The 15,605-nt window shown below is 41.3% G+C and carries 11 protein-coding genes; 5 read left to right on the top strand and 6 right to left on the bottom strand.

Going from position 1 to position 15,605, the window contains the following annotated elements; genetic code table 11:
• The first annotated feature begins 771 nt into the window (after positions 1-771).
• The gene (locus BV375_RS30625) at positions 772-1,233 is read left to right on the top strand and encodes a peroxiredoxin (RefSeq protein ID WP_086767544.1); all 462 of its coding nucleotides are present in this window, start codon (positions 772-774) and stop codon (positions 1,231-1,233) included.
• Positions 1,234-1,467: 234 nt separating this feature from the next.
• Here BV375_RS30625 and raiA read toward each other — a convergent pair whose 3' ends face one another.
• The gene (gene raiA, locus BV375_RS30630) at positions 1,468-2,130 is read right to left on the bottom strand and encodes a ribosome-associated translation inhibitor RaiA (protein ID WP_086767546.1); all 663 of its coding nucleotides are present in this window, start codon (positions 2,128-2,130) and stop codon (positions 1,468-1,470) included.
• A 626-nt stretch (positions 2,131-2,756) separates the two neighbouring features.
• Between raiA and lipB the strand changes: the two genes are divergently transcribed.
• On the top strand, positions 2,757-3,431 hold the full coding sequence (gene lipB, locus BV375_RS30635; protein ID WP_086767548.1) for a lipoyl(octanoyl) transferase LipB: 675 nt from the start codon (positions 2,757-2,759) through the stop codon (positions 3,429-3,431).
• Here the strand turns inward: lipB and BV375_RS30640 are convergent.
• Positions 3,415-5,583, bottom strand: coding sequence for an AAA family ATPase (locus BV375_RS30640; RefSeq protein WP_086767550.1), 2,169 nt, complete (start codon positions 5,581-5,583; stop codon positions 3,415-3,417). The two genes, lipB and BV375_RS30640, sit on opposite strands and share 17 nt — an antisense overlap.
• Positions 5,584-6,117: 534 nt before the next feature.
• On the opposite strand from BV375_RS30640, the gene BV375_RS30645 reads away from it, so the two are divergent.
• Both BV375_RS30645 and BV375_RS30650 read left to right on the top strand, forming a co-directional pair.
• Positions 6,118-6,393 carry a hypothetical protein gene (locus tag BV375_RS30645; protein WP_086767552.1) on the top strand — a complete coding sequence of 92 codons (276 nt, stop codon included), beginning with the start codon at positions 6,118-6,120 and terminating at the stop codon, positions 6,391-6,393.
• A 22-nt stretch (positions 6,394-6,415) separates the two neighbouring features.
• Positions 6,416-8,572: a S8 family serine peptidase gene (locus tag BV375_RS30650; RefSeq protein ID WP_086767554.1), complete on the top strand. Its 2,157-nt coding sequence runs from the start codon at positions 6,416-6,418 to the stop codon at positions 8,570-8,572.
• 142 nt (positions 8,573-8,714) lie between these two features.
• Here the strand turns inward: BV375_RS30650 and BV375_RS30655 are convergent, their stop codons facing one another.
• The gene (locus BV375_RS30655; protein WP_086767556.1) at positions 8,715-9,797 is read right to left on the bottom strand and encodes a helix-turn-helix domain-containing protein; all 1,083 of its coding nucleotides are present in this window, start codon (positions 9,795-9,797) and stop codon (positions 8,715-8,717) included.
• A 150-nt stretch (positions 9,798-9,947) separates the two neighbouring features.
• Between BV375_RS30655 and BV375_RS30660 the strand changes: the two genes are divergently transcribed.
• Positions 9,948-10,193: a hypothetical protein gene (locus tag BV375_RS30660; RefSeq protein ID WP_339376851.1), complete on the top strand. Its 246-nt coding sequence runs from the start codon at positions 9,948-9,950 to the stop codon at positions 10,191-10,193.
• A 335-nt stretch (positions 10,194-10,528) separates the two neighbouring features.
• Here BV375_RS30660 and BV375_RS30665 read toward each other — a convergent pair whose 3' ends face one another.
• The 3 genes from BV375_RS30665 to BV375_RS30675 all read right to left on the bottom strand — a co-directional run bounded on the left by BV375_RS30665 (position 10,529) and on the right by BV375_RS30675 (position 15,313).
• Complete coding sequence (locus BV375_RS30665) at positions 10,529-12,172, bottom strand: acetolactate synthase large subunit (RefSeq protein WP_086767559.1); 1,644 nt, start codon at positions 12,170-12,172, stop codon at positions 10,529-10,531.
• Positions 12,173-12,312: 140 nt separating this feature from the next.
• Positions 12,313-13,680 (bottom strand): NAD-dependent succinate-semialdehyde dehydrogenase, encoded by a 1,368-nt coding sequence (locus BV375_RS30670; protein WP_086767561.1) that lies wholly within the window; start codon positions 13,678-13,680, stop codon positions 12,313-12,315.
• A gap of 472 nt (positions 13,681-14,152) precedes the next feature.
• Entirely contained in the window at positions 14,153-15,313 is a 1,161-nt protein-coding gene (locus tag BV375_RS30675; RefSeq protein ID WP_143842262.1) for a hypothetical protein, read from the bottom strand.
• Positions 15,314-15,605: the final 292 nt, after the last annotated feature.

Consider the following 15,605-nt stretch of genomic DNA (forward strand, 5'->3'; position numbering starts at 1 on the left):
CTCGTGGATGAGTCTTTAATACTCATGAACGAGTCTTTGACACTCGTGAGCGAGTCTTTGATACTCGTGAATGAGTCTTTGATACTCGTGAATGAGTCTTTGATACTCGTGAGCGAGTCTTTGATACTCGTAGGCGAGTCTTTAATACTCGTGAATCAGGCTTTGAACTCCATTAATGAGCCTTTGATACTCGTGAACGAGTCTTTGATACTCGTGAATCAGGCTTTAATACTCGTGAATGAGTCTTTGATAAGTAATACCAATTCAAATAATGTTTGTGACAGATAAATTCTTTGTAGGGGCACGGCGTCAGTAAGATAATTTGATATACCAAAAGATTGTGGGTGCCGTGCCCCTACTCATCTGTCGCATTCTTTTTTCAAAATGGTATAACGACGCAAAATTAATTACAGTCATTGCGAGCGAAGCGTTCGCTGAAAGCGTTCCCGAAGGGTAGCAATCCCCGCCTTTGCGATTGCTTTATTTCGCTTCCCTTCGGGACGCTTCTCTACAAGAGGCTACACCAACGCGAACGCTACATTCGCAATGACATTGTGTAATTAATTATGTTTAACTACTTACTCGTAAATGAGTCTTTGATACTTAATTGCGGCGATCGCATCCGTTTTTAGTTCTTCAGTGCTATCTATTCAAGTAATTCAAACTCCTATCCCAGATTGAAGCTAGAGTTTTGAAGAGCAGTCTGCGTTAATATTATGCAATGTTTTGTTAAACATTATCTAAGAAACCTAGTTTTTATTTCATTTAACTATGCCTGTTAAACTCGGAGATACTGCTCCTGATTTCAGTCTACCTGCTCAAAACGGCTCAACGGTGAGTCTGAAAGATTTTCGTGGTAAAAAAGCTGTAGTCCTTTACTTTTACCCCAAGGACGACACACCGGGATGTACTGCTGAATCCTGCGCCTTTCGCGATCAGTATGAAGTGTTTAAAACCGTTGGCGCTGAAGTAATTGGCGTGAGTGGTGACTCCAACGAGTCACATCAGAAATTTGCTGCCAAGTATAATTTACCGTTTACTCTCTTGAGTGACAAAGGCGACGAAGTCCGTAAGCTATACGGTGCAAAAGCTGCTTTTGGTTTATTACCTGGACGCGTAACTTATGTAATTGACCAACAGGGAGTTGTGCAATATATCTTTGATTCAATGTTTAAATTTGAAGCTCATGTTGAAGAAGCGCTAAAAAAGCTGCAACAGCTTGCAGCTAAGTGAGGGTTTGGGGATTACAGAAGAAACAGATAGCAGGAGTATAGAAGTAATGGGGAGACAAGGTAAAATTATCCCTTGTCTAACTTGTCCTCTTATCTTCCGTACTCTTGCCTTCTTTGTGAGTTACTAATCTCTATAGGATTCATATCTGATTTTTGAACTACAAGCATTGCCCACCATAACCTCGATATGATGGTGGGCAATGCCCACCCTACTAGTTACTAGTGCTCAATGGCTTCATTTACTTAAATACGGTTTTTCCGAGATGGCAAAATTAGCATTGGCTGTTTTACCATTCTTGCTGTTGGCATGACCGTTTGTATGGCCATTGTTATGGCGGGGTTGAATCACACCATAACCGCCGTGGTTGCGTTCATAAATTACGTTAATTTCATTTGTTTCAGAATTTAGGAACATATAAAAGTCATGTCCTACCAGTTGCAGCTGTTCTAAAGCTTCTGCAAGAGTCATCGGTGGCATAGAGAAATATTTCGTGCGAACGACTTCGCTGGGGAGTTCAGGAGTGCGATCGCCAATTAAATCTGTAGCTACTGGTTCCGGTATTACTACCTCGTTAGTTGGTTGAGCTTGAGTTTTCTTATCTTGACGTTTTTCTTTATATTTGCGCAATTGACGAGCAATTTTATCTGCTACTAAGTCAATGCTGGCATATAGGTTTTCACTGCTTTCCTCGGCACGGATAACGCTACCATTGGCATAGATAGTGACTTCAGCCGCCTGTCTAGGATTAATTCGGGGATTGCGAGCTACGCTAAGGTGCACATCCACTTCATTTGTGATGTTCTGAAAGTGACTAACTGCCTTTTCTATTTTTTGATGCACGTAATCCCGAATCGCATCGGTGATTTCAATATTTTTGCCGTGGATGACAAGCTTCATGTAAACTCTCCCGCTCAATATTTATTTGATGTGAATTAGTTTTGTATGAAACGAAATTGCGGTAAGGTCTATCACTGCCGCCAAAACTATATCTGAAGCAATTTTATGTACTACCGATACGCCTACCATAATTGTTGTATCTTGACCTTTTAATCGCGCGTTCCCTTAATAAATTTCTCTATGTCTGCGCTGGTAGCCAACTGGTTGCCAGACATTTGGCTACCTATGAGAGATACCTAATTAAGTCAGCCTGAGCAGTAGTCCCCTGACTTGCCCTTGCTATCGGTGCAATGTTTACATAACTATGAATAGTTCTTTCTTTTTCCAGGGGTTGTTCGATTCGCATAGAGAAGAGTAGTGTTTTCGATGCAAACAATTTACTTTAGACGTCATCAGCCGTTACATTTCTTCCTGTTGTTTTGGCGTGATGCTTATTGCAGAGAATTCCTCCTAAAACCATTCAGGTTATATATTCAAACTAGCACTTTGTATTTTCTAAAGCGGGTTCCCTTGATGTTCCTTTAAAATCCTTTGCAAAGCTTGACATTTTTTGACTCATACCTGGTGACTCGAAATATAGTTTATCCCTACAACAGTTGATTTTTAGAGGAATCCGTAGTAAGCAAATGCATTTATATCGTTGTTTGTTATATAACCAAGGGCTATTACCTTACTTAGAAGCGCTGGCATGGCAAAGATCGCTGATGAGCGATCGCATTCACAACCCCAATCTGGATGACGTGTTAATTCTGCTAGAACATCCCCCCGTCTACACCTTGGGACAAGGAGCTAATGCAGAATTTCTCAAATTTGACCTTGACAAAACTAAGTTTGATGTTCATAGAGTTGAACGCGGCGGCGAAGTTACTTACCATTGTCCCGGTCAACTAGTGGGCTATCCAATTCTAAATCTGCAACGCTATCAAAAAGATTTACATTGGTACTTGCGGCAACTAGAAGAAGTTTTAATTCGAGTATTGGCAGTTTACGGATTGCAAGGTGAACGCATCCCTTCATTTACAGGTGTTTGGGTAGAAGGACGTAAAGTTGCAGCTATTGGGATTAAAGTCAGCCGTTGGATTACGATGCACGGCTTTGCCTTAAATGTCTGTCCTGAAATGGAAGGTTTTACGAAGATTGTTCCCTGTGGTATTGCTGATAAGCCTGTAGCGAATTTAGCCGAATGGATTCCAGGGATTACCTGCCAAGAGGTACGCTTTCATGTGGCACAGTCTTTTGCCGAAGTCTTTGGCGTGGAATTGGTCGAGTCAGTACATGAAGAATTTACTGTTCCAGAGTAAACCAACGGCGAATCAACTCTACCTGAAAGCGATCGCCTTCACCAACTTCTTCAATTAATTCCCGTTGCAATAGCAACTTGCGGGTGATGTCAGCATGGGGAAACTGTTGCGATAGAGTTTGATGAGGAGCGATCGCGCCTTCCCCTTGAGCGGCGATAAAGCGTAGAATCGCCCTACCATGTTCATCGACTTGGTTATTTTGGATATCAGCGAAGAATAAGCTACCACTCTTAAAAGCTTCGGGAATTGCTGCTTCCACATCAGCTAAAGTCGCCAACCTGCGAACAGAGGGGTCTTGCTCATTCTTGAGGGCGATAATTTCCGCACAGAGTAGTTGTACCAAAAACGGGTGACAACGGGTGAGTTTCAACACTCGCTCAACTGCGTCAGGTTCATAGCGCAGGGTAAAATCTTTCACAGGGCGCTCAATTAGTTGTCGCGCTTCCGCTTCTTTCAGGTACGAGATATGTACTACCTGCACATTTATGAGATAACTAGCCCAGCGTTGATATTCTGCGATCGTATGGGAACCAGCTAGCATCACCTTGAAGCGGGGACGATGCTGGATCAGGTGACGCAGCATTCCTAGAATATCTTGCTCATCAAAGCGTCCCTTGCTAATAGCGCTGTCGAGTACCTCGAACTCATCTAACATCAGCAAGGCGGTATTTTGTTCGAGTTTCTGTTCTACTGTATCTAGCCATTCGTCAAAGCTGGTAAAGGGGTCAGGGGTTAGTGCTTCGCGGGTTAGGGGTGGTAGGGTAACACTTTGCTTTTTTGCTGATTTCACCATTTCTCTTGCAAGGTTGTAGAGAAAACCTGCATGGTCGCTAGCTGATGAGGGTGCGCCTTGCAAGTCAACAAACATGGGGATGATGGTATTGGGCAGTAGCTTTCCCAGGTTATTAAGTAAAGAAGTTTTGCCCATGCGTCGCTGACCGTACAGTAGCAAAGGTGGGCGACGGCGGTCTAGGAGTAATTGCTCAATGCGTGTACCAATATCATTACGAGCTGTGAAAATTTCTTGTTCTTGTGTTAGGGGTATACCAATGATGTAAGGAGAGTCAATTTCTTGGCGGAGTTCAGTAGCTTTTTCCAGTTCCTCTCTATAGTTGGCTATGATTTCACGCCAACTTTTGGCAATAAGACGGAAACGAATTGTGTATTTGTCACTATTACGAGTCAATTCCTGCAAGTATCCCTCTAAACTGTCGGTTACAGCCCTGAGTGCTAGACGCTGATTGTAAGTACTTACTTGATTGAGTGCAGCATCCAAATCATTGCTAATGCGACTGAAAATATTTAGTAGAGTACGAACTGGGCTTTCAAGTTCCCCATTTGCCAGACTGCGATGAGCTTGACGGATAGCTTCTACATCCGTACAGCGTTCTAAACTATGTGCATCCAGTCCAATTTGGGCTGCTTGAACTGCCCAGCGTTGGGGACTAGTACTCAAGTATTTTAAGGCTGCTTTTCCTTCAACTTGGTTATATTCGATGATGAAAAGCAAATACTCATCTAAACCAAACAGATGTAAACGCTGATACTCATCCCAGAAAGCAGAGTGATAGCGAAATAAACAAGGACTTTTAGCATTACGTCTTTTATCTAATATATAGAGCAGATAATTCCATACTGTGAGAAATGGAAAGAAGAAGAAAGATCTCCATGAGTTAATAGTTACCCCCATGCCTGCCACAATACAAAATGCTAGACTAATTGCTACACCTTTACTAACGCCAAATGTCGCACCAATCACCACACTAACTGCTATACCTTTAGTCACACCAACCGCCATACCAAACGCCGTACCAGCCCCCATGCTCACCACCATGCTCATAACTATAGTTGCGATTGGTTTACCCAATATACATAGCACCAGACCTGATAGTAAATTAACCAGAATAGGCAAGATAAAGTAGCCTTGAATTAACAGCCGCCATAGTTCAACGTTCCGCCATCGTCGGTGTTTTAATAATGTAATTAAAGATGAGTCAGTATATAAAGCAAGGTCAATCGTTTTGAGATGGTTACGCCATGCTGAAGGACGAAACAAAAGCCAGAAAAGCAGTTGCAGGCTACCCAAGATCAAGTTAGAGTTCTGCTCAGGTTTATGAGTGTAGACATTGCGTAAAAAACCTGATGTTGGCATGTCGATTTTTCTGTTCCCTAGCTTTATCAGAGAATGGCTCCTTAGTGAACTACTACCTTGCTTCTAACAAGTCCAAGTTATTTTGTCATCTTTATGAGGAGATAAAAGCTTTACAGTTTATCGTTCATTAAGCTTCTATCTTTTTATAAATTTGATGATTATGCCTACGTATCACTGGAGTTGCTTAACAGCAATTAACTGATGTTTTAAAAAGCTGTGTAGTAAGTATAAAAAGATAAAATGCTTAACCAAGCACATTGAGTGTCACAATCTAGTAAAGTCTAAAGGTGAGAGCAAATCGCAATGCCGTTTCTTTAAAGCATCATATTTAAATCAACCTCAATTTTTATCCAAGTCAACTTTTCTAAGCCACAAGTCTGCTATTAGTCACCCATATATCAAAACTGTATTCATCCCTTACATCGGTTTAATAGAGGTGTTGAACTATAAAGAAAAATCATATCTATATTTTCTCTTAAAGCATAGTTTAAAGCGTCATTTCTAATTTAGAGATGAAAATGAGGAAAAAATATCATGATTACGGATCTCAAACACAAATTAAATGCGAGGAGCAAGTACCAGTTAGAAAGGGGTAACTTGTCGGGTGATGTAGAAGTTTTGATTCGCACTCAAAGACCACCAAACCATGACCAACAGAAGCAAATGCGTGAGGCAGGCTATAGGCAGAGAACTCGCGTAGGTAATGTATTAAGTGGTGTAGTAATTGACGTTTGCCATCTAGAAAATCTAGCTAAGTTACCTTTCGTTCGTAAAATTGAACTTTCCACCCCGATGTTTCAAGAGTCATAAAAACTGAGTAAGGAAGGTTTTTATGAAAAAAATTGACCCGCGATTGCGGTACATGATAAGTCAGCAACCTGAAATACTAGAATATTCTGAAACCTGTCAGCTACCAGAGATGGTGGCTGTTTTAGTTCGTTGCAACCGTAGTTTTCATCTGCAAAGCTTGCTACAAGCTGGTATGAATGTGTATAGCGTTATTAAAGGCTTTTACACAGTTGTCAGTGGCGAAGTCCCTGAAGATGCTTTGCCAAAGCTGAATGAATTAGAATTTGTAGTGCAGGTGGAAGCTTCGCGTCCAATGTTAGAAGAACTCAACATCTCTGGTGTAGAGACAGGTGGAAAGGACGTACACAATTACGACATTCCAATTAAAGGTGCTGGGGCAATTGTTGCTGTTGTGGACGGGGGCATTGACTATACTCATCCTTGTTTTCTAGATCAAAAAGGTTTGTCACGTATTCTGTATTTGTGGGATCAAGGTGCAAAGTCAGAAGTTCAACAACAGCAAAATTTAGAGGAAGAAGAACTATTTACATCGGATGCAAAGGTAAGGTATGGGCAAGAATATACCAAAGCTGATTTAGATAAAGCATTGACTTGTTTGCAACAGGGTAAAAATAATTTTGAGCTAATTTCTCACACAGATAATAATGGGCATGGAACTCATGTCGCTGGAATTGCTGCTGGAAATGGTTTTGCTAGTAATGGTGAGTTCACAGGAATAGCACCAGAAGCAGATTTGATTGTGGTTGTTTATAAAAAGGAAGAGAGAAGTAATACTCTTGGACGGTCAGCACGAGCTGTGGATGCACTAAACTATATTGTTCAGCGTGCAAATAGTCGCCCTGTTGCGATTAATATTAGTCAAGGAATGAACGGCGGTGGACATTCCGGTGAAACTGTACTGGAGACTGCTATAGATAATTTGGCACGGCAATCCAATGTTGTGATAGTCAAATCAGCGGGCAATGAGCAAGATAAGTGCATACATGCAGGTGGACAAATTGCTCAAGAAGAACTAGTGTCATTAGAATTAGAGGTTAGTTCTTTCGTTTCTGTCGATAATATCCTCGAACTGTGGTACGAAAATTCAGAAGAGCAACAAATAAGCGTAGCTTTACAACCACCCGATAGCGATCTAATGCCTTTTGTAGAGCCTGACGAGGAACAACATAGTTTTGTAACATCAAAAGGCAACAAAATCACAATATACTCAGAGCGCAATGCTGATGAAACAGGCGATACAGTAATAACTATTATCTTCTCAAAAGGGAATGCAAGCTGTATTCAACAAGGAAAGTGGAATTTGCTGCTGCGTGGAGAGCAGGTGCAACAAGGACGTTATGATGTATGGATTGAGCGGAATCATCGTCAACAACAGATTAAGTTTTCCCCAGCCTGTGCTCTAGACACATACACAATTACAACTCCTGGCAATGCCAAGCGAATCATTACTGTTGGTTCCTATATAACTCGTCCCATAAATGGCTACACAAGCCCACCAGTTGAAGAAATATCTTCTTCAGGTATATCTTCTTTCAGTAGTTGCGGTCCAACACGCTATGGCTCGCAAAAACCAGAAATTACTGCTCCTGGTGAATGGATTATTTCTACCCGTTCCGTTCATTGTAATAAACATTCCATCTCCAATAATTTGCACACAGGAAACTGTGGTACAAGTATGGCAGCACCTCATGTGACGGGAACAGCAGCTTTAATTTTAAGTGTGTGTCCAGGTTTAAATTGCGAGCAGGTGAAGCAAATATTAATGCAAACCGCACGATTAGATGAGTGGACTTCAACTTTACCTAATCATACTTGGGGCAGCGGTAAATTGAATGTAAAAGCGGCAGTTGAATGTGCTCGTGAATGTGCCAGTAATTTTATGTTTCCGAAAATTAGCAATGTACAAATCAGCGGAGCAACACTTTCTTGGCAAACTGACATGCTGACCACAGCAATTATACGCTTTCATACTGAACCAGGCAAGCTAACTCTTGGCAAGCATCTTGGGCAGCAGAATATAACCATACTGACAAATAATCACACAGTTACTCTCAATCAACTGTCTCCTGGAGAAACTTACTATTGTGAAATAGTAGTTTTCTCAAAAGATGGGTGGTGGACTGTAGATGATAACATCCAAGACCAGGGCTTTGCAGAATTTTATATTGTACAAGTTTAAAAGTAATTGATTTAAATATATAGACACAGAGAAAAGAGGTTGCAGAAGAATTAATTGTCGAGGATTTTTAGCCGCCTTTAAAGCTCAAATTCTAACACTAATTGCTAAAAGACATTTTCAGCCCTCGCTTTCTCTATCCAAATCAATAAGAAAACGGCTTTATCTGTCTTATAGCTTCTTCGCGCCAATTCTCATCATCTTCTCCTTCTTCTAGAGTAAATAATCTTTCCCGACATAGAATTTGCAACAAAATTGGCAAACACTGACTTTGAGTTAAAATCCACTCTACATCGTCATCATCAAAAGAAATTGGGGAGCTGGCTATTAATTCCCGCGCTTCTTTTTCTGTCAACGCTTCTAAATATGCGGTGTAGCCGAAAATATTGAAGAAAGGCGAACTATGTCCTGTATTGTGCGCTAGTTCAATTGGTGATTCGGGGGTAGCTAAAATAAACGCCAGATTTCCACCTGTAGAATTAGTCGCCAAGGAACGCAAACTTTCCCAAAATCCATCATCTAATTCTGGGCAGCGTTGTAATCCCACGCCAATTTCATCTAATAAGATGACTGTGGGTGTATGCAAGTTGTCGCTGACTACATCCATGAAATAATCTAAATCACAAGGTGTCGGTACTTGCATTTTCAAGGCTTCTAGGATGCACTTTAGCAACCCCTCTCGATTCTGCATTCGTGCGTCTTGCAAGTCTATGAAAATCCACTGGTAATTTTCTGGCTGTGGTAGCCAATCAGATTTTTGATTGGGACGCAGCTGTTCTGTTGGGGTGGTGGTAATGTTTTTCAGGTAGTATAGCAGAGATGTTTTACCGCTGCGCTTTTTACCGATGATAGCGGCGTTTTGCAGGGGATGGCGTTTGAGTAGATTGAAGAGGCGTTTTAGTTCTTTCTCTCGTCCAAAAAAGTAACGCGGTTGTGTAATGGGTGGACCAGTGATGAAGGGTGAGGCTTCGCCGTTGTGTGGCTGGGGTTGAGGCGGTTGAGTTTCCGCTTCTTTGGATGAAATTGCTTGCCAGTCTAATCCCAATTTGCCGCTAAGTTCTACAAAATTGAGGTAATCAACAGGTTTTCCACTAAGAAAGTTTTTAACGGTCGATAAAGAAATTCCTACTTCATTAGCTAACGATTTCTGGCTAGGATAGCCATTACGCTGAAGTGCTAGCTTCACTTTTTCAATATACTCTGGGGCTACTCGAAGCGATCGCGCCATTACTCCTAATGAAAACTTGTTTATATTTTAACTCTTTTGAGAGCAACTCAAAGTCAGCGATAAATTAGCTATCAGTCAACTATATCTCAATACATAGTCATTGTTGCTTCCAAGCTAGGTGCTGATCTAATTTATCAAGAACGCCACAGGATATATGAGGAGAGACTCCGCCAAGCTAGTGCAGCATTTAACCTTGCTTTTGCAATGACAACGATTAGTGCGATCGCAGGTTTTGCTGGTATTATGCTACTGTTTTCCGGCAACATCTCAGCCGGAACTATCACAGCCGCAAGCGGTGGGATTTATGGTAGTGTTACAGCTTCATGGCTAAAACTGGCAAAAGATAGTAATGACAGGCTAGATGAGGCTGCACGAGCATTAGAAGCAAAGTCCTGAGTCAGAATGCTGCTTTGCTAATGAGGATAAAAAGCTCATTCACGAGTATTAAAGACTCATTCACGAGTATTAAAGACTCGTTCACGAGTATCAGAACCTCATTAATGAGGATAAAAGCCTCATTCACGAGTATTTAAAACTCATGCATTAATATATAAAACTCGTAGACGGTATTAGAACTGCGTCTACGAGTAGAGGAATCCGGCTTGATTTTTGAAAAAATTCCGTACACTTGAAGTTTAATTGTAGGGTTTTGGTAGGCAGTGCCCACCCTACGTCTAGGGTGCCGGATTTTAGCGGCGAAGGTATTGAATTAACTACTTACTCTCAAGTTTTTACAGCGCACAACTTAACTCGCCGGCTTTTTGGGTAAAGCGGCGATTTTCACGATAGTCTACAGGACAATCAATTACCGCAGGTACATCTTGAGCTAGGGCTTCTTTGAGTACGGGAATTAAATCGGTAGCAGCTTCAACTCTGTAACCTTTTAAACCCATGCTTTCGGCTAATTTAACAAAATCAGGATTACCAAAGCGGACAAAAGCTGACTGTCCTGGGCCGAAATGATTTTCTTGCTTCCACTCAATTAACCCATAGCCACCATCATTGAAAATTAAGGTGACAAAAGGAGTACCTACACGCAAAGCTGTTTCTAATTCCTGGCAATTCATCATAAAACCGCCATCGCCAGTTACAGCTACGATTTTGCGGTTAGGATGTACGAGTTTTGCGGCTAAAGCACCAGGAATTGCAATCCCCATTGCAGCAAAGCCGTTGGAAATAATGCAAGTATTGGGGCTATGGCAATGATAATGGCGGGCCATCCACATTTTATGTGCGCCGACATCAGAGATGACAATATCATCTGGGCCCATGACTTGTCGCAAGTCATAAATTAATTTTTGCGGTTTGATGGGGAACGCATCATCATAAGCGTGTTCTTCATAGTCGGCACGAATATTTCCCCGTAAGCTGATAGCGTAGGGATTAGGTTTACCTTGTCTGTCTGCTAATTTTAAGATTTCAACCAAGGAATCAGAAATATCACCAATTACTTCTGCACAGGGAATATAACTACTATCAATTTCTGCCGGACTAAGACCAATATGAATAATGGGAATTTTGCCGTCAGGATTCCATTTCTTCGGTGAGAATTCGATTAAATCGTAGCCAATAGCAATTACTAAATCTGTGTTATCGAAGCCACAGGTAATAAAATCCCGTTGTTGCAATCCTACTGACCATAGGGCCAAATGATGAGTATAGGGAATAACGCCTTTGCCCATAAAAGTATTGGCAACAGGAATATTCATCTGGGTAGCAAATTGCGTTACAGCATCACTAGCTTGGGCACGGATAGCACCATTACCTACTAAAATTAATGGATTTACTGCTTGAGAAATTGCGGCTGCGGCTGCACGAATACTAGCAAAAGATGCATAGGTTTTTTCAATATTATGCTTATGCAAGGGTTTGCCTTCTACAGGCATAGCAGCGATATTTTCTGGTAAATCAATGTGAACTGCACCTGGTTTTTCGCTTTGCGATCGCTTAAATGCTTTGCGCACAACTTCTGGTGTAATACTGGGGCGGACAATTTGTTTATTCCACTTAGTTACAGGGGCAAACATTGCCACCAAATCCAAATATTGATGGGATTCGATGTGCATTCTATCTGTTCCCACTTGTCCAGTAATTGCCACTAAAGGTGCACCATCGAGGTTAGCATCGGCTACCCCAGTCATCAAATTGGTTGCTCCAGGGCCAAGAGTAGAAAGACAAACTCCGGCTTTTCCCGTCAGGCGTCCATAGACATCCGCCATGAATGCTGCACCTTGTTCATGGCGGGTAGTAATAAATTTAATAGAAGAATGTTTTAGGGCTTCTAAAACATGGAGGTTTTCTTCACCAGGAAGTCCAAAAACATATTCTACTCCTTCATTTTCTAAACACTGTACTAATAATTCTGCCGTATTCATTTTATTTCCTCAATTTTGTCATTTGTCAATTGTCAATTGTCATTAGTCAATTGTCATTTGTGATTTATCCAATGATTAATGACTAATTATTTAACCCACACAGTTTTAACAATGACTAATGACCAATGACTAATGACTAATTATTTGACCCACACAGTTTTAACATTGACAAACTCAAGTATCCCTTGGATACTCAATTCTCTGCCATACCCAGAACGTTTAATGCCGCCAAAGGGTAAGCGAGGGTCGGATTTCACCATACCGTTGATAAATACCGAACCTGCTTCGATTTCCTCAACTAAGCGATCGCGTTCTTGGTCGTTGGTAGTCCAAGCGCTTGCGCCTAAGCCAAAGGGTATGGCATTTGCTAATTTAATAGCTGCATCAATATCTGGGACGCGGAATAGTAAAGCTACTGGCCCAAAAAATTCTTCTTGGGCGATCGCACTATCTTGGGGGATATCTGTAACGATCGTCGGTGCATAGTAATTGCCAGGACGATCTGAGATAGGATGTCCACCCGTGAGGACTTTACCACCGCTTTTAGTGGCAGCTTGTACTTGTTGGTCTAAATCCTGAAGAATACCAGGAGTTGCCAGCGGGCCTAAGTCGGTGTCTGGTTGCATAGGATCGCCAACTTTTAAGGACATGAATTTATCTAACAACAGTTTTTCAAATTTATCAGCGATCGCTTCTGCAACAATAAAGCGTTTCGCTGCTATACAAGATTGCCCGTTATTTAACATTCGTGCTGTAGTAGCTGTGACAACTGCTGTCGTTAAATCAGCACTTTCTAACACGATGAATGGGTCACTTCCTCCTAATTCCAAAACAGTTTTTTTAACTTGTTTTCCCGCAGCCACAGCTAAAGATATACCTGCGGGTTCGCTTCCGGTTAAGGTAGCAGCTTTAACTCGCTCATCAGCCATTAAATCGGCAACTTTAGCAGCACCGATTAACAGAGTTTGAAACACACCTTTAGGAAAACCTGCACGTTGAAAAATATCTTCAATTGCTAAGGCGCATTGGGGCACATTAGAAGCGTGTTTGAGTAAGCCAACATTACCCGCCATTAGTGCTGGTGCAGCAAAGCGAAACACTTGCCAAAAGGGAAAATTCCACGGCATGACTGCGAGAATTACACCTAATGGCTGGTAGCGAACAAAACTTTTGCTCGCATCGGTTTCTACAGTAACATCAGCTAAGAAACTAGCAGCGTGTTCGGCGTAGTAGCGACAGACAAGGGCGCATTTTTCGACCTCCGCGATCGCCGCCTTCAAAGGCTTGCCCATTTCCAGAGTCATCACTTTAGCAAATTCTGCTTTCTCTTGCTCTAAAATCTCAGCAGCTTTTTGTAGCCATTGCGATCGCTCTACGAAACTAGTCTTGCGGTAATGCTCAAAAGCCTGACCTGCTAAATCCAGTTTAGTGGCGATTTCTGTATCATTCAGTGACTCAAAGGTTTTGAGCGTCTCCCCAGTAGCGGGATTAATGGTGGCGATAGCCATTACCTGACCTCCCGTTCAAAAACAACTTGAGTAGCTTCTTAGTGTTACACAGATAAATTATGGAAGCTACCACCCAAATTGTAGTCTTTTCATCAAGAATTGGTGGCTTAATATTACAATTTCAAAATAAAAATAGAAATAAACTATACAATACACTCTGTATTTTTACTTATGATTTTTCCTACTTTAAGTAGCCATCATGAATGCCGTATATTAGTACACCCGAAAATCTATTTGATAACTCAGCATTCATAACTTAGACATAAAAATTCTTAGCTATTTTGCTTCAAAATAAGCATAGGAATTGAGTTTCCCATACATAGTCTTAAAAATTTTAATATTGGAACTACCTTATTTTCAAAATAGGTTAATAACAGTAAATATTATTAATCATATTTTGATAGCGATTCAGTATTTAGAAAAGCTAAATAATAGTTGAATTTTTCTAATTATAAAGAAGATAGTAATTAACTCATTGTTTCTTTGATGTTGAAAATAAGGTTGCCCCTTCATATAGACCTGTGTGATAAACCCAATTTTGCTCTCCATTGGTAGTTGTAACAATCCAACCGGGAAAATTACCGGGTGTACAAATATCTTTAGGAACGCTTACCGGAAAGCCACGACAGCTATCTGTCCAAACTTTTTGTTCCACCCAAAAGATTTTGAGGTTGGCAGGGGGTGTTTCTGTGGCAGGATAGACATCTTTCAATACACCTCTGACCAATTTTCTAGGTAAACTTTCTGGGCCATTCAATTTCAAACCGCGTCCGGTTGCTACATGATAAACCCAGCGTTGCTGATAGCCTTGGGCGACTACTCGCCAACCAGGCAAACCAATCTCAGTACAAGCTGTTCCTGGTGGGGCAATATCTAAACAACCATTCAAAATTCTGGGTTCAGCACTCACAACTTGCAGCGCAGCTAATGGAATAGCTGTACGCTTGGACATATCTTGCAAAACGGCGTTTGCAGTTCCTTTTGTGAAATTAGGTGGTATTTTTGGATTGATTTGGCTGGCTGCAATATCAAATAAGGCTGAATAAGATAAACCTGTGCGATATACCCAGCGTTGCTTTGTGCCATCAGTGACAGTCACTTGCCAGCCAGGTGTTTTGGCAGCAATACAGGAGATTAAACCTGGCAAACCAAAGCAGCTATTATCCCAAGTTTTGTTTTCCACCCAGTAAATCTTGAGTTGGGAAAACGGTAAACCAGAACGCCAAGATGCTTCTTCTAAGACTTCATTAGCGATCGCAGGCGATAAACTTGCTCTAGCATTTAACTTAAAGCCATAATTTTGGGTTGCGTGATAAATCCAACGATTTTGTCTAGCTGCGATCGTGACTTTCCAACCACGCAGACCAATAGCGCTACAGAGTTGATCTAATGGTGCAACATCTAAGCAGCCATTGAATAAAGCTTCCTCTGTACGAAGAATCTGCACTTCTGGCTTAGGTACAAACGATCGCCAAGCCATATCTTGTAATATTTTGTCCCTGAGGGATGTTGGTAAACTTGCACCTTTTGTTTCTGGTTGAGTTTGTGCTGCACGACTAGGGAAGTTATTGATGACGAAGATGCTGGCTAATAAAACTGTCATCCAAGATTGAAGATACGCTCGCCGGGTCAATTTCTGCTCCTTTTTTACTGTTCTGTCACTGAGTTAAATTTGCTGGAAATTAGAGATTCTTAGCCTGCGTCAACTCAGTATATAAAGAATATTTCAGCTTTATGCCATGCATTTTATGCAACTTAGGAAGTCATTTTTAGTGACGCAGCTAAATAATAAAACTCATTACCTAGGCTGGGATGGGCGTTGTAGAACTGAGAATAACTTGTTGATCGCTGATTTAACTGCGATCGTAGTTAAGTAAGTGGGCAGGAAAATTCCTAAATATGTAACGAAAAGTTAAACAGAGCAA

It is taken from the genome of Nostoc sp. 106C (assembly GCF_002154725.1).
GTDB lineage: Bacteria > Cyanobacteriota > Cyanobacteriia > Cyanobacteriales > Nostocaceae > Aulosira.